The following is a 20,426-nucleotide window of genomic DNA, read 5'->3' as shown; positions in this document are numbered from 1 at the left end:
CTCCTTCCCGATCATCCGAGCCCAGACCGTGCCGACCGTTCCGGCGGCTTGACTCTGCCGCTACGTCAACTTCTACCGTTGGTGGGGTACGACGGAACCACAGGGGTGGGGAGCACGGTGGAGTGGTCGATCCAGGAGATCGCCCGGTCGGCCGGTACGACCAGCCGGACGCTGCGGCACTACGGGCAGATCGGACTGCTGGCACCGAGCCGGATCGGCCGGAACGGCTACCGCTACTACGACCAGGAGTGCCTGCTCCGGTTGCAGCGGATCCTGCTGCTCCGCGAGTTGGGCCTGAGCCTGCCGGCCATCGCCGAGGTGCTGGACGGGCAGCGGGACAGTGCTGCCGCGCTCCGTACCCACCTGCGGATCCTCGAACAGGAGCGGGACCGGATCGGCCGGCAGATCGAGTCGGTCCGGACCACCCTGCGCAAGGTGGAGGGAGGTGAACAACTGATGGCGGAGGACGTGTTCGACGGCTTCGACCACACCCGGTACGAGGAGGAGGTCACCCAGCGCTGGGGCAAGGAGGCGTACCAGCGGGGTGACCGGTGGTGGCGGTCGCTGAGCGAGGACGAGAAGAAGGCGTTCGGGCAGCGGCAACTCGACATAGCCGCCGATTTCGGCCGGGCGCACGCCGCCGGGGCGGCGCCCGACGGTGAGGAGGTGCAGGCGATCACCCGGCGGCACCACGAGTGGCTGTCGGGGACCGGTAACCCGGTGAACCGGGAGTACTTCCTCGCACTGGCCGAGATGTACGTCGCGGATCCCCGGTTCACGGCTAACTACGACCGGCACGGCGCCGGTACGGCGGCCTTCATCGCCGACGCGATGAAGGTCTACGCCGAGCGCCGGCTGACCGGCTGACCGCACTGAGCGGTCGGCGTGGCGGGCGGGGCTGCAGACCCGCCCGACAACCGAGCGCCGTACCGTCGCAGCGGTTATGGTCGTCGGGTGAATCGACTGGCCGGCGCGACCAGCCCGTACCTGCTCCAGCACAAGGACAACCCGGTCGACTGGTGGCCCTGGACGGCCGAGGCGTTCGCCGAGGCGCGCCGCCGGGACGTACCGGTGCTGATCTCGGTCGGCTACGCGGCCTGCCACTGGTGCCACGTGATGGCCCACGAGTCGTTCGAGGACCAGGCCGTCGGCAAGCTGATGAACGAGAACTTCGTCCCGATCAAGGTGGACCGGGAGGAGCGGCCGGACGTCGACGCGGTCTACATGACCGCCACCCAGGCGATGACCGGGCAGGGCGGCTGGCCGATGACCGTCTTCGCCGCCCCGGACGGTACCCCGTTCTTCTGCGGCACCTACTTCCCTAAGGCCAACTTCGTCCGGCTGCTCCAGTCGGTGACCGAGGCCTGGACCGGGCAGCGCGAGGCGGTGCTGCGCCAGGGCGCCGCCGTGGTCGAGGCACTGGCCGGCGCCCAGGCCGTGGGCGGGCCGACCGCCCCGCTCACCGCCGAGACGCTCGACGCCGCCGCCGAGCAGCTCGCCCGGGAGTACGACGAGACCAATGGCGGCTTCGGCGGGGCGCCCAAGTTCCCGCCGCAGATGAACCTGCTCTTCCTGCTCCGGCACCACCAGCGCACCGGCGCGACCCGCGACCTGGAGATCGTCCGGCACACCTGCGAGGCGATGGCCCGGGGCGGCATCTACGACCAGCTCGCCGGCGGCTTCGCCCGGTATTCCGTGGACGGGCACTGGACGGTGCCGCACTTCGAGAAGATGCTCTACGACAACGCACTGCTGCTCCGGGTCTACACCCAGCTCTGGCGGCTCACCGGGGACCCGCTCGCCGCCCGGATCGCCGCCGAGACCGCCGCGTTCCTGCTGGCCGACCTGGACACCCCGGCCGGCGGCCTGGCCTCGGCCCTGGACGCCGACACCGAGGGCGTGGAGGGTGCCACCTACGCCTGGACCCCGGCCCAGCTCGTCGAGGCGCTCGGCCCCGACGACGGCCGGTGGGCCGCCGACCTCTTCGCGGTCACCGACGCCGGCAGTTTTGAACACGGCACCAGCGTGCTGCGGCTGGCCCGGGACATCGACGACGCCGACCCGGAGATCCAGGAGCGCTGGCAGCGGGTCCGGGGCGCACTCCGGGAGGTACGCGACCGCCGGCCTCAGCCGGCCCGGGACGACAAGGTGGTGGCGGCCTGGAACGGGCTGGCCGTCACCGCCCTGGTCGAGTACGCCACCCTCACCGCCGACCCGGTGGCCGGGGCGGCGGCGGTGCGGATCGCCGAGGTGCTGGCGGAGCGGCACATCGTCGACGGGCGGCTGCGTCGGGTCTCCCGGGACGGCCGGGTCGGCGAGCCGGCCGGGGTGCTGGAGGACTACGGCTGCGTCGCCGAGGCGTTCTGCGCGGTGCACCAGTTCACCGGCGACGGCCGCTGGCTGGAGCTGGCCGGGCTGCTGCTGGACGTCGCCCTGGAGCGGTTCGGCACCGGCCAGGGCGGCTTCTACGACACCGCCGACGACGCCGAGCAGTTGGTGAGCCGGCCGGCCGACCCGACCGACAACGCCAGCCCGTCCGGGCTGTCGGCGGTGGCGGCGGCACTGGTGGCGTACTCGGCGCTGGGCGGCCAGGTGCGCTACCGGGAGGCGGCGGTGGCGGCGTTGGAGACCGTCGCGCCGATCGTCGCCCGGCACGCCCGGTTCACCGGGTACGCGGCCACGGTCGGCGAGGCGCTGCTCTCCGGCCCGTACGAGATCGCGGTGGTCACACCCGAGCCGGCCGGCGATCCGCTGCTGGCGCTGGCGCACCGGCACGCCCCGCCCGGGGCGGTGGTGGTGGCCGGCGAGCCGGACCGGCCTGGCGTACCGCTGCTCGCCGACCGACCCATGATCGACGGCGCCCCGGCCGTCTACGTCTGCCGGGGCTTCGTCTGCGACCGCCCGGTGACCACCCCTGACGCCCTGCTGGCGCAGCTCGGGGTCACCGGGAGTTAGGCTTGCGCCCGCTATGGATTCCCGCACGGGTCTGCCCGTTGTCGGCATGGTGGGTGGCGGCCAACTGGCCCGGATGACCCACCAGGCCGCGATCGCCCTCGGCCAGTCGCTCCGCGTCCTCGCGCTCAGTCCCTCCGACGGCGCCGCACTGGTCGCCGCCGACGTCCGGTACGGCCAGCACACCGACCTCGCCGCGCTGCGCGAGTTCGCCGACGGCGCCGACGTGGTCACCTTCGACCACGAACACGTGCCGAACGAGCACGTCCGGGCGCTGGCCGAGGCCGGGGTGGCCGTCTACCCGCCCGCCGACGCGCTGCGCTACGCGCAGGACAAGCGGGCCATGCGGGAGCGGCTGACCGAGCTGACAGCGCCGGTGCCGCGCTGGCGGCCGGTCGTCGAACCGGACGACCTGGTGGATTTCGGCGACGAGCTGGGCTGGCCGGTGATCCTCAAGGCGGCCCGGGGCGGCTACGACGGCCGGGGCGTCTGGGTCGTCTCCGACCCGACCGAGGCCGCCGAGCTGGTCGGCACGCTGCGCACCGCCGGTACGGAGCTGATCGCCGAGGAGCGGGTCGCGCTGCGCCGGGAGTTGGCGGTGCAGGTCGCCCGCTCGCCGTTCGGCCAGGTGGCGGCGTACCCGGTGGTGGAGACCGTGCAGCGGGACGGCATCTGCGTCGAGGTGCTGGCGCCGGCGCCCCGGCTGCCGGAGGAGGTGGCGCTGCGGGCCCAGCAGCTCGCGATCGACCTGGCCACCGCGCTCGGTGTGGTCGGCCTGCTGGCGGTGGAGCTCTTCGAGGTGACCGGCGCGGACGGCGAACCGGCGCTGGTCGTCAACGAGCTGGCGATGCGGCCGCACAACTCCGGGCACTGGACGATCGAGGGCTCCCGGACCTCGCAGTTCGAGCAGCACCTGCGGGCGGTGCTCGACTACCCGATGGGGGACACCGCGCTGACCGCCCCGGTGGTGGTGATGGCGAACGTGCTCGGCGGCCCGGATGGCGGCATGTCGATCGACGAGCGGCTGCACCACCTCTTCGCCGAGGACCCGGGCGCCAAGGTGCACCTCTACGGCAAGCAGGTCCGGCCCGGCCGCAAGATCGGGCATGTCACGGTGCTCGGTGACGATCTGGAGAAGGTACGCGCCCGGGCCGCCCGGGCCGCCTGGTGGCTACGGGAGGGACACGAGTGAGCGAGTGCCGCGAGGTGTCGGCGTGACGGAGTCGGCGCCGCCGGTCGGCTTGATCATGGGCAGCGACTCGGACTGGCCCGTGATGGGCGCGGCGGCCGAGGCGCTGGCCGAGTTCGGCGTCGGCTACGAGGTCGGGGTGGTGTCGGCGCACCGTACCCCGGTCAAGATGATCGACTATGCGCAGGCCGCCGCCGGCCGGGGCATCCGGGTGATCATCGCGGGTGCGGGCGGGGCCGCCGCGCTCCCCGGCATGGTGGCCTCGGCCACCCCGCTGCCGGTGATCGGGGTGCCGGTGCCGCTCAAGCACCTCGACGGGCTTGACTCGCTGCTCTCCATCGTGCAGATGCCGGCCGGCATCCCGGTGGCGACCGTCTCGATCGGCAACGGCCGCAACGCGGGCCTGCTGGCCGTACGCATCCTGGCCGCCTCGGACGGGACGCTCCGGGACCGGATGGTGGCGTACCAGGCCGAGCTGGAGGTGCTGGTCGCCCAGAAGGAAGCCACGCTGCGGGCCAGCCTCGGCGCATAGCTCAGGGTCCCGACCCCGGCCGCCGGGTGGACTAGCTGGACGCGGCTCCGTCGCTGCCGGAGATTACCTGCCGCGCAGACTGTCGAGCTGCCCCGTCGGTGCGCCCACCCGCTTCTTGACCTCGGACCTGCTCCGGGTCGGAGCTGCCCCGTCGGTGCGCCCACCCGCTTCTTGCCTCGGACCTGTTCCGGGTCGAAGAGGTCGAAGGCCCTGTCGCCCGCCCGATGGAGCTTGTCCCGTGCCGCCCGCCGTGGCTCCTTCGGCGTCTGCCCCATCTGTGCACCCAGCTCGACAGTCTGCGCGCGGCACTCCTGCCGCCGGGCCGCTGGAGGCGTCCCGTGCCGCAGCTTCGCGCACCGCACCGCACCGCACCCCGCCGCACCGCACCCCGCCGCAGCTTCGCGGCGCCGCGGCGGGGGCGGTCAGCGCATGCCGCGGACCGCCCGGAAGCGCTCCTGGGTGCGGCGCCGGTTCTCGTTGCTGGCCCCGAACGCCAGCAACAGCAGGCCGACCGGGATCAGCACCAGCCACGGCCCGAAGCTGAACAGCGCGCGTAGCGCGGCCAGCGCGGTGACGATCGCACCGATGATCACCGGAGCCTGCTGCCGCCGGTTGGATCCCCAGATCAGCGTGGCCACCCCGCCGAGCAGCAGCAACACCTGCCGCACCGCGCTGTCGTTGCCGGCCATCACGATCACCAGGGTCGGCAGGAACGCCGCCACCAGCGCCGGCCCGTACGCCGCCCAACTGCTCAGGTCGGTGCGGTGCCGCAGTTCCAGCAAGCCGACCAGCAGGGCCAGGGCGGCGAACGCCAGCGTGTACGCCTCCGGCAGCGCGACGTCGGCGAGCGCCATCAGCAGCCACCAGGCGACGACCTCACAGCCGACCGCCGACCAGAAGAGCGTGCGCCGCTCGACCGGACTGCGGTACGGCCGTACGGCGGCCATCCCGAGTACGGCGCCCCAGGCGGCGAGCAGCGCGGCGATGTGTCGGGGCGAGTCGTAGGCGAGCGCGGCGGCGATGAGCGCCGCGGCGTACCCGCTCCACTCCACGGTGGTCGCCTCGCGCATCGACTCCGGGCGGCGCAGCCGGGGCAGCATCGCGGCGACCAGCAACAGCACCGCACCCACCGCCAGCACCCCGAACGCGGACCAGGCCGGGTCGAGCCCGAGCACCAGCCCGCCGGTGAAGACGAAGGTCTGGGCCATCACCGAGGCGAAGAGCCAGCCGAGGATGCGGGCGTTCTGGGTCCGGCCGCCCAGCGCGGCGACCGCGCCGACTCCCACCGCCGCGCCCAGGGTGAACAGGGTCAGCTCCCGGGTGGCCAGCGCTCCGGCCAGCCCGGCACCGCCGGCGGCCAACCCGATGCCGAAGACCAGGATTCGGGTCAGCCGCAGCGAGCGAGCGACCTCGGCGTCCGGCGGCGGCGGGGTCAGGGCCAGTCCGAGCATCGCGATCGTGAAGACCGCGAGCGCGGCCAGGGTGCTGTTCGGCCAGCCCAGGTCGAGCGAGATCGGGGTGATCAGCAGGGTGATCGCGGCCCCGGGCAGCACCACCGGCACCGCCCGGGCCGGCCGGCCGCCGCTGAACCCGGTGGCGGCGAGCCCAGCCGCGATGGTCAGCAGCAGGGCCGCCAGCACGTTGCCGGGATCGACGGCCTGGGGCTCCGGATCGGTCAGCGCCGCCGGTGGCCCGTCCCAGATCTGGGCGAGCGTCTGGTACGGCTCGACCAGCGCCACCACCAGGGCGGGAGCCAGCGCCGCCACGGCCAGCGCGGTCGGCAGGGCGGCCGCGAGCATTGCCCCGACAGCCGGGCTGACCGACCAGCGACCGCCCCGGGCCGGCTCGGGCAGCCGGCGGAGCGCGCCACCGAGCATCACCGACCAGCGCCGGATCGGCTCCCGGAGCGGGGTCGGGGCCGGGGTGACCGCCCGGACCAGCTCGGCGAGCACCCCGAGCAGTACGGCCGCGGCGGCGTAGACGCCCCAGGGCAGGCCGGTGAGCAGGGCCGCCACCGAGGTCGCGGTCGCCCCGCCGACGATGCCCATGGTGGCGTACGGGAGGTACTGCGGGACCTGGCGGCGGACCAGTCCGACCACCGCCACGCCGAGGCTCGCCCCGGCGAGGGTGGCCAGCACCACCACCTCGGCCGGCGAGTGCAGCGCGGCGGCGAGCGAGGCGAGTGCGCCGCTGAGCGCGAACAGCGCCCCACCGGCGGCGAGCCCGCCGATCTGGGCGGTCTGCGGCGGCATCGACCAGGAGTCGGCCTCCTCCGCCGGGCCGGAGAGGGTGCCGACGGCCCGGGCGAGGGTGGCGACGACGGCGCCGATCAGCGCGACGATGCCGAGCGCGGCGGCGGTCGTCCACGGCCGGACCAGGCTCGCCCCGACCGCGTGTAAGGCGACCGCACCGGCGACGGTGGCCCGGGCCAGCCCGGCCCGGGGATCGGCGGCGACCACGGAACTCACCCCGTAGACGGTGGCGACGGCCCCGCCAACCACGATCGGGGACCACCAGGGCAGCCCGAAGGCCGCCGGGATGCCGATGGTGGCGAGTCCGACGCAGACCGCAGCGACGTCGTACGCCCACGGTCGGGGCAGGGCGATCGCGGCGGCTCCGGCGAGCAGGAGCAGGGCGACCGGGGCCTGCCAGCCGGTGCCGGCCTCGCTGACGTGCCACTGGGCGAGGTCGGCCGCCCAGAGCCGGCCGGGCGTGGCCAGCACCTGGAGCCCACCGCTGGCCGCCGTCCAGCCGGCGAGCAGCGCGACGAGGCCGCCGGTCAGTGCGATGCCGAGGATCGGCCCGCGCCGCCAGTCGGCCGGCATGGCCCGGATCCCGGCGGCCACCACCAGGATGAGGAAGGCGGCGGCGGCCAGCTCGGCGCCGTCCCCGAGGATCCCGGCGATCCGGGCGAGGGTGCCCACCAGTGCAGCGGTGACCGCCGCGGCGGCAATGTCCGAGCCGTCGAGCAGCCGGTCCGCCCGCCGGCCGGCGTCGATCGACGGCGCCAGCACCAGCAGGATCGCGCTGACCAGCAGCAGCCCGCCGACCAGGGCGTCGGGCAGGGTGGCGCCGGGCGCACCGAAGGCCGCCGCGGTGACCGCGAGCGCACCGAGGCCGGTGCCGACGGCCAGCGGCACGCCGATCTGCCGCTGGGCCACCTGGGTGACCGCCGCGTAGCAGAGGACCGCGCAGACGGCCAGGAAGCTGGCGGCGAGGACCGGTTGGCTGGCCTCCCGTACCGACAGGACGGTCGGGGTGGGGTCGACGGGTACCGCCGAGGCGACGAAGGCCGCCACCGCACCGGGGAAGGCGAACGCCGCCCCGCCGGCCGCCCAGTCGCCGAGCACTCCGGACCACCGGCCCAGCGGTACCGTACGGGCGAGCGGGGCGAGCGCGACCAGCGCCCCGCCGACGGCGAGCGCGAACAGGACGGCGGCGGTCAGGCCGGGCCGGGCCACCGAGGCGGCGGCCCCGGCGAGTCCCACCACGGCGGCGGCGACGGCGTGGGTCAGGGCGGCCCGCCGGGTCTCGGCGGTCAGCCCGACGAGTCCGATGCCGACGGCGACCAGCACCGGAGGCCACGGGGCGGCGACCCAGCCGAACCCGAAGGAGGCGGGCATGGCCAGTGCGGTCAGCGCCGCGCCGACCACGGCGAACTCGCGGCGTACCTCGGGTGGCGAGGAGAGCACGGCGGCGATGGTGAGCAGCAGCGCGGTGGTGGCGAGCTGCCAGGAGGTGTCGCCGACCCCGGCGGCGAGTTTTCCGGGGTATGCGGAGAGGTCGGCCTCCCAGACCGGCAGGGCAGCCCGGATCGGGGCCAGGGCGGCCCGCAGCGCGCCGCCGGCCACCACGATGCCGATGACGATCAGGGCGGCGGCGGACGCCAGTTGCGGCCCGCGCCGGGCAGCCTCGGGCACCGCGCGTACGCCGAGCCCGGTCAGCGCGATGACGGCGGCGATCACCACCAGTGCCCGCCCCGGCAGGGCCACCGCGGCGACCCGACCGGCGGCACCGATCACGGCCAGGGTCAGGATCCCGGCGGCGATGTCCGGCAGGGGTGGCCGGCGCAACGCCAGCGCGCCGACCATGCCGACCCCGGCGGCGAGCAGCAGCGCCAGGCCGGCCCGGGTCGCACCGGGTACGGTGTCGGCGTTCACCAGCGAGAGGACCGCGCAGATCACGGCGACGGCGAAGGCCACCCCGTGCAGCGTCCAGGCCAGCTCCCGTACCCACGGAGTGCTGGCCGTTCGCCGGACGCCGGGGGTACGGACCCGCTTCGCCGACCCGCCCTGGGCCGGGTCGGCCTGGACGACCGCGTCCGCCTCCTCGGGGAAGGTCTCCGGCCGGTCCGGGCCGGTCCCGTCGTGGGTGTCCCGGTCGGGGTCGGTCGGGTCGTCGTCGCCCACCCGTGCCGGCCGGTCGTCGGGGCGGCTCGTCGGTGCAGCGGGCGGAACGTCGACCGGCACCTCGGGCCCGGATCGGAACCGGGCCGGCCAGCCGGTCAGCCGCCCGTCGTCGCCGAAGAGCCGGCCGAGATAGAGGTTGCCGAGCGACACCACCACCAGCACCAGGGCCCAGCCGCCCGGCCCGGTGACGAAGGCGTACGCGAGCAGCGGCAGGATCGGCTGCACGGCGAGTACGGCGGCGTAGCGGGGCGCGTTCAGCCCGGTCGCCCCGGCGTAGCCGGCCGCCACGGCGGCGGTGACCAGGAAGGTCAGCCCCGCGAAGAGCGACCCGGGCAGGCCGCTGTCGCCGAACCGGTCGACGGTCCAGAGCGAGTAGCCGGTCAGCGGTACCAGCAGCAGCCCGACCGCGGCGATGGTCTCGGCGGTGGCGATCAGCCCGCGCCGGGCCACCCGGGGCGGTACGGCCAGCATCAGCGCGGTGGCCAGCACCAGGATCGCCACCCGGCTGAAGTCGTCGAGCGAGCTGAGCGCGACCGCGACGAAGACCACCGCCGCGATGCCGAGCAGCAGCGCCCCGAGCCCGAGCAGGATGTTCTGCACCTCTCGGGTGGAGGCCTCCGGGCGGGCCTTCCCGTCGTCCCAGGCCGGTTCGGCGCCGGGAGGTGGCGGTGGGGGCGGCGGCGGTGCGGGGGGCGCCATCCGGTCGGGGCCGCCACCTCTCGGCTGCCGGGGTACCCGGGGCGGCGGCCCGCCGGGGGACGTGCCGGGCGCGGCGGTCGGTGGGCGCCGGTTGGCCTTGCGCCGGAGCACCCGGCGCGGCTTGGTGCTCTGCTTGCGGCGCTGGTCCGCCGCGTGCGACAGGATGTCCCGCTGGAAGAGCGCCGCCTGCATCTGCGAGGCGATCGTCTTCTGCTCCTTGGCGAGCGCCGCCTCGCGGATCTTCATCTCGGCGATCGAACGCTCGATCCGGGCGACGTCGTCGGCCCACTGGAGCTGCTCGGTCCCGCAGTGCGGGCAGTGCGGTGCCGGCTCGATCCTCCGGCCGCACGAGGAGCACTGGTACGTCGTACTCACGGCACCCCCTCCAGCCGGCGCTGACGCCGCATCACGGGCTTCCCACCGAAGCATGCCCATGCCGGGCGACCCTGAACAGTCCCCGATCGCGTGCGAACCCCGGCTGAGGAGATCCTAAAAGGCCGGCCGTGGACCTCGATGGGTCCACGGCCGGCAAGTCGGCGTCGAATTCACGATTGTCGCCGTCCGGTCGGTCCGCTATCGAGCGGGCGCCCGCCTCGCGGCGACTGTGGGTGCGGCGGCGATTCCGGCGCTACGGCCGGCCCATGCCCCGGTATTCCCAGCCGGCCTGGGTCCACAGTCCGGAGTCGAGGCAGTTGCGACCGTCCACGACCCGCCGTCCGGCGGCGAGTTCGCCCAGCGCCACCGGGTCGGCGTTGCGGAAGTCGGCCCACTCGGTGAGTACGCAGACCAGGTCGGCCCCGCGTACGGCGTCGTTCATGCTGGGCTCGTACGCCAGCTCGGGCCGCTCCCGGCGGGCGTTCTCCATCCCCTGCGGGTCGTAGACGTGCACGTCGGCGCCGGCCTTCTGCAGCGCGGCGGCGACCGCCAGCGACGGGGCGTCCCGGACGTCGTCGGAGTTCGGCTTGAAGGTGGCGCCGAGCACCGCGACCCGGGTGCCGGAGAGGTCGGGCCCGGCCGGCCCGTACCGGCGGCCGAGCAGCTCGGCGGCGAGTTGGAGCACCCGGCTGCGGCGCCGGAGGTTGATCAGGTCGACCTCGTGCAGGAAGCGCAGTGCCTCGCCGGCACCCAGCTCCTGGGCCCGGGCCTGGAACGCCCGGATGTCCTTGGGCAGGCAGCCGCCGCCGAAGCCGACGCCGGCCTGGAGGAAGCGGTTGCCGATCCGGGGGTCGTAGCCGATCGCCCGGGCGAGCTGGGTGACGTCGCCGCCGGCCACCTCGCAGACCTCGGCCATCGCGTTGATGAACGAGATCTTGGTGGCCAGGAAGGCGTTCGCGGCCACCTTGACCAGTTCGGCGGTGGCGAAATCGGTCACCACCAGCGGAACCTCCCGGTCCTCGGTGGCAGCCAGGTCGAAGACGCCCTTGTGCGCGGAGTAGAGCATGCCGTTGGCCCACTCGCTCTTGACGCCGACCACGATCCGGTTGGGCCGGAGCACGTCCTCGACCGCGAAGCCCTCCTGGAGGAACTCGGGGCTCCAGGCGACCTCGACCCCGAGGTCGGCCTCGGCGTGCTTGCCGACGAGCTGCTCGATCCACTCGGCGGTGCCGACCGGGACGGTGGACTTGCCGACGATCAGGGCCTTGCGGGTCAGGTGCTGGGAGAGCCCGGTGACGGCGGCCTCGACGTACGACAGGTCGGCGCCCATGCCGTCGGCCCGCTGCGGGGTGCCGACGCAGATGAAGTGCACGTCGCCGAAGACGGCGGTCTCGGCGATGTCGGTCGAGAACCGGAGCCGGCCGGCCGCCAGGTTGCGCTTGAGCAGCTCGTCCAGGCCGGGCTCGTGGAACGGCACGTCGCCGCCGGCGAGCTTGGCGATCTTCTCGGCGTCGACGTCGAAGCCGATCACCTCGTAGCCGAGTTCGGCGAAGCAGATGGCGTACGTCGCGCCCAGGTAGCCGGTGCCGAGGAAGGTCAGACGCGGGCGGGCGGCGCCGGACGGCGGGGTCACCGCCGGGATCGTCGGCATGGGCTGAGTGCTCGGGTACGGGATCGTCACGCCTGTGTTCTCCGCTCGCAGTGGCGGCGCTTCATTGCGTCGCGGTGGGAGGTCGGCGCCGGAGGAGAGCGCCGATGTCGGACATTGTGGGCCTTGTTCACCTGGTGTCGAGGGTGCGCGGCCGGCGAGTCGGCCATCCGCGCCGGGACGACAAGCGCTGAGCCTACGCGGACCGCGCTTCCCGGTGCACCTTCGGTCGGCATCTTCACAGCGTGCCGGCCGGTCCGGTGCACCGCCTCCGGGCCGTCCGGGCCGCCCCTTCTCGGGCCTATTCCCCTGATTTCTGCTGGTAGGCGTGTTTCGTAGCGGGTGGGCGAACGCCGTTCCTAGAAGATCTTGACCGACGGAAATGGCTGCTCATAGGCTCCGAGCCACCTTCAGGGCGATCTCCTCCAGACCTCACCCCCATCCCGGAGAAGGGAATCTGAACGTCAGATGACGGTTTCAAAGTTCCCCCCGACGACCCATCCGAAGCCTCTCAGATCGATGTCCCGGCGAATCGGCGGGGCCGCGATCGCGCTGCTGCTCGCCCCACTGCCGCTGCTGCCCGGCACCCCGGCCGGGGCCCACCCCGGCAAGCCGCCGACCCCGGCCGGGTGCACTCAGGACCCGTCCGCCCGGCTGACCGGGGTGCCGAGCCCGGAGCAGCATCTTGGCTTCCCGCTCGGCCTCGGCCAGCAGCGGGTGGTCACCGACGATGAGATCCGCTCGTACCTCGGCGCCGTCGACGCCGCCTCGGACCGGGTGATCACCGGCAACCTGGGCAACAGCGTGCTCGGCCAGTCGATGCCGTACGCGATCGTCTCCGACCCCGACCACCTGCGCCGGGGCGAGCTGGAGAGGATCGCCGAGGACATCCGCGACCTGCGTGACCCGCGCAGGCTGTCGGACCGGAAGGCGGCGGAGATCGCCGCGAAGGGCCCGGCGATCGTCTGGGTGACCGGCAACGTGCACGGCGGGGAGTTCTCCGGCGGCGACGCCGCGCTGAAGACCCTCTACGAGCTGGCCGCCGGCCTCTCCTGCGAGGTACGCGAGCGCAACGACAACCTCGTCACGATCATCGTGCCGACGCAGAACCCGGACGGCCGGGACGCCGGGCGCCGGCAGAACGAGTACGGCTTCGACCTGAACCGGGACTGGTTCTCGCGTACCCAGCCGGAGACCGACGCCAAGCTGGAGATGCTGCGCCGCTACCCGCCGCAGGTCTTCGTCGACGCGCACGAGATGGGCGGCGACGAGTACTTCTTCCCGCCGAACGCGGACCCGATCCACCACGAGATCTCCGACGAGGCGGTCGACTGGATCAACCGGATCGGCGCGGCCAACTCCGCCGCCTTCGGCTACAACGGCGCCTGCACCGACACGGTCACCAGCGAGTGCTACTTCAACTACGACACCTACGACATGTTCTTCATGGGGTACGGCGACACGGTGCCGGCCACCGGCTTCGGGGCCGCCGGGATGACGTACGAGAAGGGCAGCTCGTCGGCGGTCCAGGACCGGGTACAGCAGCAGTTCACCACCCAGTGGGCGACCGTCGGCTGGGCCTCGGAGAACCGGCGCGAGATCCTGTCGGACTACTTCCAGATCTGGAAGGACGCTCTGGCCGAGGGGCGGGCCGGCAAGCTCCAGCCCAACGAGGTCGTGCAGCCGACCAACGAGGTCCAGTTCCCGGTGCCGGACGTGACGATCCGGTCGTACTTCCTGCTGCCGAACCGGCAGCTCGGCGACGTACGGCAGCTCGTCGAGCGGCTGCGCCGGATGGACGTCGAGGTGTACCGGCTGACGAAGCCGGTGAAGGTGCCGAACGCGAAGATCTTCGGCGGCCGGTCGGCCCGGAACTACCCGGTGCCGGAGGGCGCGTACTGGATCCCGATGGAGCAGCCGCAGAAGCACTGGATCCAGGCGATCATGGGCGAGGACCCGTACGTCCCGTTCCCGTACTTCTACGACGTCTCGTCCTGGAGCAACCCGCTGCTGATGGGCGTGCAGACGGTCTACACCGGTGACAAGCTCTCGCCGAGGGCGGAGCGGGTCCGGGGCATCGACGGCGGGCGGGACGCGGGCGCGCCGAGGCACGGCTCGTACGCGTACCCGCTGGACTCGGCGGCGGCGGCCGAGCTGACCTTCAAGCTGCTCGGCGCGGGCGTCGAGCTGCGGCGCGACCAGCGCAGCGGCGTCGTGACGCTGCCGGCGGCCAGCCTGACCGGCGGGCGCGACCAGCTCGCCCGCTCCCTCGGGGTGACCCTGACCGCTCGCCGGAGCGCACCGGCCGGCACCAGGCTGGCCCTGCCCGACGTCGGCCTGTTCGCCGGCACCGGCATCTCCACCACCGCCGGCTCGCACGGTGAGGCCCGGTACGTGCTCGGCGACCAGTGGGGGTTGGACCTCACGCCGGTCGGCACGGCGGACATCAACGACAACACCGCCGCCTTCACCGGCCGGACCGTGCTGCTGGTGCCGGACGGCAGCAACCCGACCGGCGGCCTCACCGCCGCCGGCCAGGCCAACCTGCGGGCCTGGGTGGCCGCCGGCGGCACCTACGTCGGGCTGCGCAACCAGGGCACCCGGATGGCCCGCTCCGCCGGGCTCACCTCGACGGTCGAGCTGCCGAAGCCGACCGGCTATACGGTGATCGGCTCGCACCTGCGGGTCGACGTCGACCGGAGCAGCCCGGTCGGGCTCGGCCGGCCGGCCGAGGACTTCGAGTTCAACAACAACGACTCGATCCTGTCGCCGAGCACGACCGGAAAGAACGTGCTGACGTACCCGGCCGACGGCCGGTTCTGGCTCAACGGCTTCACCGAGCACGCGGACGCGCTCAAGGGCACGGTCGCGCTGGTCGACGAGCCGACCGGGGCCGGCCGGGCGGTGCTGTTCGCGTTCAACCCGCTGTTCCGGGCGTACAACGAGAGCGGGCTGCACCTGGTCGCCAACGCGCTGCTGGCGCCGTCGTCGGCTCCGTCGGCGTCGCCGGGCGCCCGGGCGACGGCTCCGGCCGTACCGCCGGCTCGGGCCTCCGCAGCGGCGGCGCCGGCAGCGGAGAACCTGGGCGGAGAGTGGCGGCCGATCTCCCTCCGGGTCGCCGCCGCCGACCTGGACCGGACCCGGGCGATCGTCGCCCGGCACACCGGCGACGCCCGGGTCGGCACCGCGGACGGCACGGGGTACCTGACCATCCCGAACCCGGAGGGTCTGTCGTCGGACGAGCACCCGTTCCTGCGTGACCTGGTCCGCGAGATCCGCGCGGCGGGCATTCCGCTGCGCTCCGTCGTCGGCTAGCCGACAGAGGTACACGGTGGAGGGTGGGCGGAAGTCCCACCCTCCACTGCTTTGTCGAGGTGCCGACCCGGGCCTGCGTATCGGACTGCGCGATCACGGTCGACGGCACCACCAGCGCGTTGTCGCCACCGCACGCCCGTCACGCGTCGTGTCGCCCGATCGGGTGACAGATCAGGATGCCGCGGATACCCGTGATGGCCAGCCCGGTCCTTGACCAATACGTCGATCATCTGCTTATGTTGATAACATGACTAGGTCTTTCGCGGCGATGCGCGAACCCACGTACTTCATCCTCGCTGCGTTGCAGGATGAACCGCTGCACGGCTACGCCATCGTCAAGCGGGCGCAGGAGCTGTCCGGCGGGCGGGTGCGGTTGACGACTGGCACCCTGTACGCCGCGTTGGACCGGCTCACCGGCGAGGAGATGGTGCGAGTGACCGAGGAGAGGGTGGTCAACGGTCGTGCCCGCCGCGCGTATGAGCTGACCGGGCATGGGTTGTCCGCACTGCGTGAGGAGGCGGCGCGGATGGCCGCCGCGGCTCGGGTCGTTCGAGACCGTTCCGTCGGATCGACGGTCGCGACGGTGCGGACGGCGCCGGCATGACCGGCCTGGAACGCCGCTACCGGTGGCTGCTGCGCGCGTACCCGCGGGCCTATCGGCAGTACCGGGCCGATGAGATGCTAGAAACGCTGCTGGCTGCGGGCGAGACGGACCGCGGACACCCGAACCTTCGGGAGTCCCTGGCGCTCCTGACCGGAGGTCTGCGCGCCCGCACCGGCGTGGACCGACTCGGTTCCCGGCCGGCATTGCGATACTCCGCGCTGCGATTGACCGCGCTGTCCCTCCTCGTGTGCGGCATCGTCCTCACGGCCATGCCGGTCATGTGGCGCCTGTGGCTGCTGCTGCCTGGCACTTCCTCCACTGCCGTGGTTACCGGCAGCCTGGTTACGCCCGCGCTATTGCTGCTCGCCCTGGCCGCTGCGGCATGGGCTCGCTACCGTTTCGCACTCGCCGTAACCGTCAGCGCTTTCATTGCTGACCACTGGTACCCCGTAGCGCACAACCAGTTGTACGTAGAGCAATGGACGGGCGCTGAGGTGAGCGGCGGGTCGAGGCCCGAGGCGGTTCTCCACCTGGCCTTGGACTTCTCGACGTGGGCGTGCGTGTTGGCCGTACTGACGATGCTTCCGTTGCTCAGTACGCGTCAAGCACAGGTCAGGCGACCCTGGATCTGGCTTGTCGTGGCAGCGGTGGTGGTGGCGATCGTGGCACCTAATCCGCTCAATGGATGGGACAGCGGGTTTGGGCAGGCGGTCATCGTGGTCGCCTGGCTCACGGCAGCCATCATGGGGGCGGCGTTTGATGTGCGGCTATCCGTCGTCGCGAGCGGGCTACTTCCGGTGCCGATCCTCGGTGTCCTGGCCCGCGAACTGATGGGCTGGAAGCAGGACGCCTGGGGAGTCGGCAACCAGACCCTACTTCTCGCGGCGATGATTGGAATGCTCGCGGTCACGCTCACGGTCAGCGGGGTGGCTACTCGCCGGCAAGTCGCCTTGTAGGCAGCGCGGTCGCCGCAGAATGCCGTCAACGGCATTCTGCGGCGACCGCCCCTGCCGGAATCCCGTCAGTCGACTCTCACTCCGGCGCACCTCTCGCCGGTCTCTCACCCGACTGATCCGCCAGTGAACGGCCCGCGCCCGCCGTTGGCGACGTATGTGATCGACAAGGTGGCATTGTTGCGCGGGCCAAGGACGCCGTCATCGCCGAGGCCGACGCATCTGCCAGACGCCCTAGCGTCCTGCCCCTGGCCCGCCGCCTTGGCCTCAGCAACACCACCCTGCGCCGGCACTTTCCCGACATCGCCCGGCAAATCAGCACGCGGCGGCACCAGCAGGCGAACCCGCAAGGCGAACCCTCGACGACACCGCCGATGGCCGCTGAAGCGATGGCACGCCTGCGACGCGAGAACACCGACCTGAAGACGCAGCTGGAGATCGCCATCGCCAGCATCCACCGTCTCGCCCTAGACAACCATGAACTACGTGCCGCGCTGGAAGCGGCCACGAAGGTCACCCACATCGCTACCGCGACGCGACGCCCCGCTCACTCCAACCGACCCGGAGGGCAATCATGACCGCAGACCCCACCGAAGCGGACCAGGCCGTCGCCGACTACACAGCCAGCCTGCCCACCAAGCGCATGGCCGCAGCAGTCCTGTTCTTCGACGATACCGACCGGCTCCTACTCGTCGAACCCGCCTACACCAAGACCTATTGGGAACTGCCCGGCGGCTGCGTCGAAGCCAACGAGTCACCCCGAGCGGCCGCCGTCCGCGAGATCCAGGAGGAACTCGGGCTAACCGTCGAGCCCGGCCGGCTACTCACCATCGACTGGGTGCCACCACGCCCCGGCCGCACCGAGGGCCTTATGATCGTGTTCGACGGTGGCCAGCTGTCCCACGAGCAGGTCGCGGCCATCCAGCTACCACCCGATGAACTGCGCGGTTGGGCCTGGTCGACTCCGCACGAGCAGGAACAACGACTTTCACCGTTGCTCGCCCGCCGAGCCGCCGCCAGTAGCCGGGCGCGAGCGGAAGGCCAGACCGCGTATCTCGAGAATGGCCACGCCGCGTCGTGACTCGTCGGCCCCATCTCTTACGACCACGACCCACCCTGGCCGGCCTAAACGGACGCGGTTGCAATCTGGGCTCAGGCTTGCGGAACGCAGCCTTCCTGACCGGACTGCAGCGGGATGCTGAAATAGGAAATTGCCGTGGCTGCTACAAGAGCCGGCTCCAAGTGGGTGTTATTGACACGAAGGTAGTCGGCGCGGTCGTCGAACCGGCCCTCCGAGCTGAGGCGGTACCGCCGGTCTAGTTCGAGCAAATTTTGCTGCGAGAAAACGACATCTCGTTTGGACGGTTTTTCAGCCAGACGTGATGCGCCTTGATTCCGCTGAAGCCGTTCCTCTTGGGCTGCCTCCAACTCGAGGAAGAGCACACGGCCGCCGCGTCGCCTGAACGGCTCCGCGAACTGGTCTACCGCCCGCTCATCCTCCGGAAGGTCGAACGCCCAGACATATGTGAAGATCAGTCCGGGGAGATCGCTGGCCGCCACCTCTTCGATGAGGTCGCGACGGAACCGATCGACCAGACGCCCGAACGGCGGGCTACCGAACGGGAAGAAGCGCAGCACCGGCTCGATCGCCAGGTGGTTGTGGAACAGCCGCAGACCGGTCCGAGCGGCGATCTGTTCCCCCACGGTCATCTTGCCGACGGCCGGTGGCCCGATGATGAAAAGCAGCGTGCCTGTCACGTCGGCAAGGCTAACCGTTTCGGATTTCAGGATCGAGGCATTACCGTCACGGCAGATGACTGGTCATCAGTGTTCGTGTGGTACGTGCGCGTGGTCAGTGGTCAGCTCCAAACCCCGGCCACAACGAGCCGACCTACAAGGAGCACTGGGAGATCCCCGGTGGCTGTGTCGAGGCGGGCGAGTCGCCGTACACCGCCGCCCGGCGGGAGGTTGCCGAGGAGTTGGGACTCGTCGTGATGCCGGGGCGGCTGCTGGTGGTCGACTGGGTTCCGCCGCGCCCGGGGCGTACCGAAGGGGTCATGCTTGTTTTCGACGGCGGCCGGTTGGCGCCCGATCAGCAGGCCGGCATCCGGCTGGCGCTGGCCGAGCTGCACGGCTGGGCCTGGTGCACGCCCGCCGAGGCGGACGCCAGGCTCTCGCCACTGCTGGCCCGTCGGGTCCGCGCCGCCACCCAGGCGCTCACCGCCACCGCCACGTCCTACCTCGAAAACGGCAGTCCGCCTTTCCCGTGATCTCGTAGCGTCCGGCTCGCCCAGCTCGGCCGGACGCTCCCTGATCATGGCATGGCTTGTTGGGGTCAGCCTGACCCTGCTGTTGGGTTCAGCCCTACGGGCAGTCGGGCAGGTGGCAGGCGTGTGTGGCGGGGCCGCCGAAACGACGCTTGTGGACATGAAGAAAACACTGTTCACGCTGGGCGGCGTCGCGGTGCTCACCGCGATGGCCGTGCTGGCGTCGACGACCGCGAGCGCCGCCGCCAACCGGGGCGGCAGGGTGGTGTCGGGCAGACAGGTGCTGGGCCTGGAGCCGCAGCAGGTCAAGGAGTTCCTCGAACCGCTCGGGGTGTACGTGCCACAGGCGCGGCACGGCGTGGACGCGTACCAGGTCGTCTACCGTACGGTCGACGTGCGCGGCCGGTCGACGACGGCCAGCTCGCTCGTCGCGCTGCCGCGTACCGGCGACCGGCGGCTGCGGCCGGCGGTCTGGCTGCACGGGACGCAGTCGTACCGGCTCGACGCGCCCTCGGTGAGCGAGTGCTGCGACAGGGCGGCGGCGGTGCTCTTCGCCTCGCTGGGCTACGCGGCCACCGCGCCCGACTACCTCGGGCTCGGTGCCGGCCCCGGCACCCACCCCTACTTCCATGCGGAGACGGCGGTGAGCGCGTCGGTCGACGCGTTGCGGGCCACCCGGCACTTCGCGGTCCGGTACGGGCGCACCGTCGGCGGGCCAGTGGCGGTCGCCGGGTTCTCGCAGGGCGCCAACAACTCGTTCCTGCTGGCCAGAGCGCTGCAACGGGGTGCTGACCGCAACTTCTCCCTCGGCGCGCTGGCGCCGATCAGCGGCGCGTACCACCTCTTCGACGTCGAGTGGCCTGCGGCGATCGGCGGGGACGTGGACCCGAAGGCGGCGACCTACTACCTGGCGTACCTCACGGTGGCGTGGAACCGGATCTACCACCTCTACGGTGCCGAGTCGGAGGTCTTCCAGGAGCCGTACGCGGGAAACGTCGCGGACCTGTTCGACGGGGAGCACACCATCGAGGAGTCCATGGCAGGACTGCCGGCGAAGCCGTCGGAGCTGCTGCGACCCGAGTACGCCGAACTGCTGCTCCAGCCGACCGGCCGGCTGGCCGGGGCGGCGCGGGCCAACGACGACGCCTGCCTGGGGTGGCGGCCGGCGGTGCCGGTCCGGATGTACGCCGCGCACGGCGACCCGGAGGCCGTCTACGCCAACAGCGAGCGGTGCCAGCGGGAGCTGCGTGGTGTCGGTGCCGACGTGACCCTGACCGACGTCGGCGACGTCGACCACATCACCTCGCTGGTGCTCTCCGTCCCGCAGGTCGCCACCTGGTTCGCGACGCTGAGATAGCCGCCGTCACCCGAACCGCCGCCCTACCGGTCCCCGGCCGGTGGGGCGGACGACGTTCGCTCGGCGTTCACCGCACGCCGGGTGATCCCAGCCGCCCGGATCCGGAGTCTTACTCAACCGTGCCGG

General features: G+C 72.4%; 14 protein-coding genes. 11 read left to right on the top strand and 3 right to left on the bottom strand.

Annotated features, from left to right (window positions below):
• Positions 1-105 precede the first annotated feature (105 nt).
• The 4 genes from ACSMXO_RS37490 (at position 106) to purE (ending at position 4,673) form a co-directional block, all read left to right on the top strand.
• Positions 106-867, top strand: a complete 762-nt coding sequence (locus tag ACSMXO_RS37490) for a MerR family transcriptional regulator (protein WP_346259292.1) — start codon at positions 106-108, stop codon at positions 865-867.
• 87 nt (positions 868-954) lie between these two features.
• Positions 955-2,955 carry a thioredoxin domain-containing protein gene (locus tag ACSMXO_RS37485; protein WP_455415636.1) on the top strand — a complete coding sequence of 667 codons (2,001 nt, stop codon included), beginning with the start codon at positions 955-957 and terminating at the stop codon, positions 2,953-2,955.
• 13 nt (positions 2,956-2,968) lie between these two features.
• Entirely contained in the window at positions 2,969-4,144 is a 1,176-nt protein-coding gene (locus ACSMXO_RS37480) for a 5-(carboxyamino)imidazole ribonucleotide synthase (protein ID WP_455415635.1), read from the top strand.
• Between the two features lie 55 nt (positions 4,145-4,199).
• Entirely contained in the window at positions 4,200-4,673 is a 474-nt protein-coding gene (gene purE, locus ACSMXO_RS37475; RefSeq protein WP_346259346.1) for a 5-(carboxyamino)imidazole ribonucleotide mutase, read from the top strand.
• A 422-nt stretch (positions 4,674-5,095) separates the two neighbouring features.
• On the opposite strand, the gene ACSMXO_RS37470 is transcribed toward purE, so the two are convergent.
• Positions 5,096-10,156, bottom strand: a complete 5,061-nt coding sequence (locus ACSMXO_RS37470) for an SCO7613 C-terminal domain-containing membrane protein (RefSeq protein ID WP_455415634.1) — start codon at positions 10,154-10,156, stop codon at positions 5,096-5,098.
• 253 nt (positions 10,157-10,409) lie between these two features.
• Complete coding sequence (locus ACSMXO_RS37465; RefSeq protein ID WP_346259296.1) at positions 10,410-11,837, bottom strand: UDP-glucose dehydrogenase family protein; 1,428 nt, start codon at positions 11,835-11,837, stop codon at positions 10,410-10,412.
• A gap of 486 nt (positions 11,838-12,323) precedes the next feature.
• On the opposite strand from ACSMXO_RS37465, the gene ACSMXO_RS37460 reads away from it, so the two are divergent.
• From ACSMXO_RS37460 to ACSMXO_RS37440, 5 genes are all read left to right on the top strand, one after another.
• Entirely contained in the window at positions 12,324-15,119 is a 2,796-nt protein-coding gene (locus ACSMXO_RS37460; protein WP_455415633.1) for a M14 family zinc carboxypeptidase, read from the top strand.
• 247 nt (positions 15,120-15,366) lie between these two features.
• Positions 15,367-15,723, top strand: coding sequence for a PadR family transcriptional regulator (locus ACSMXO_RS37455; RefSeq protein WP_455415632.1), 357 nt, complete (start codon positions 15,367-15,369; stop codon positions 15,721-15,723).
• Entirely contained in the window at positions 15,720-16,679 is a 960-nt protein-coding gene (locus ACSMXO_RS37450; RefSeq protein WP_455415631.1) for a hypothetical protein, read from the top strand. The genes ACSMXO_RS37455 and ACSMXO_RS37450 overlap by 4 nt, the downstream gene beginning before the upstream one ends.
• A 371-nt stretch (positions 16,680-17,050) precedes the next feature.
• A complete protein-coding gene (locus ACSMXO_RS37445) occupies positions 17,051-17,254 on the top strand; it encodes a hypothetical protein (protein WP_455415630.1) in 204 nt (67 codons plus the stop codon).
• Positions 17,251-17,757 (top strand): NUDIX domain-containing protein, encoded by a 507-nt coding sequence (locus tag ACSMXO_RS37440; protein WP_455415629.1) that lies wholly within the window; start codon positions 17,251-17,253, stop codon positions 17,755-17,757. The genes ACSMXO_RS37445 and ACSMXO_RS37440 overlap by 4 nt, the downstream gene beginning before the upstream one ends.
• Before the next feature lie 71 nt (positions 17,758-17,828).
• Here the strand turns inward: ACSMXO_RS37440 and ACSMXO_RS37435 are convergent, their stop codons facing one another.
• On the bottom strand, positions 17,829-18,434 hold the full coding sequence (locus tag ACSMXO_RS37435) for a hypothetical protein (RefSeq protein WP_455415628.1): 606 nt from the start codon (positions 18,432-18,434) through the stop codon (positions 17,829-17,831).
• 77 nt (positions 18,435-18,511) lie between these two features.
• On the opposite strand from ACSMXO_RS37435, the gene ACSMXO_RS37430 reads away from it, so the two are divergent.
• Together ACSMXO_RS37430 and ACSMXO_RS37425 are read left to right on the top strand one after the other, a co-directional pair.
• A complete protein-coding gene (locus ACSMXO_RS37430) occupies positions 18,512-18,946 on the top strand; it encodes an NUDIX domain-containing protein (protein ID WP_455415627.1) in 435 nt (144 codons plus the stop codon).
• A 157-nt stretch (positions 18,947-19,103) separates the two neighbouring features.
• Complete coding sequence (locus ACSMXO_RS37425) at positions 19,104-20,300, top strand: lipase (RefSeq protein ID WP_455415626.1); 1,197 nt, start codon at positions 19,104-19,106, stop codon at positions 20,298-20,300.
• The last annotated feature ends 126 nt before the right edge of the window (positions 20,301-20,426 follow it).

Source organism: Plantactinospora sp. DSM 117369 (assembly GCF_053764795.1).
Note: the sequence above shows the minus strand (reverse complement) of the source record. Positions and strands in the feature narration are given on the sequence as shown.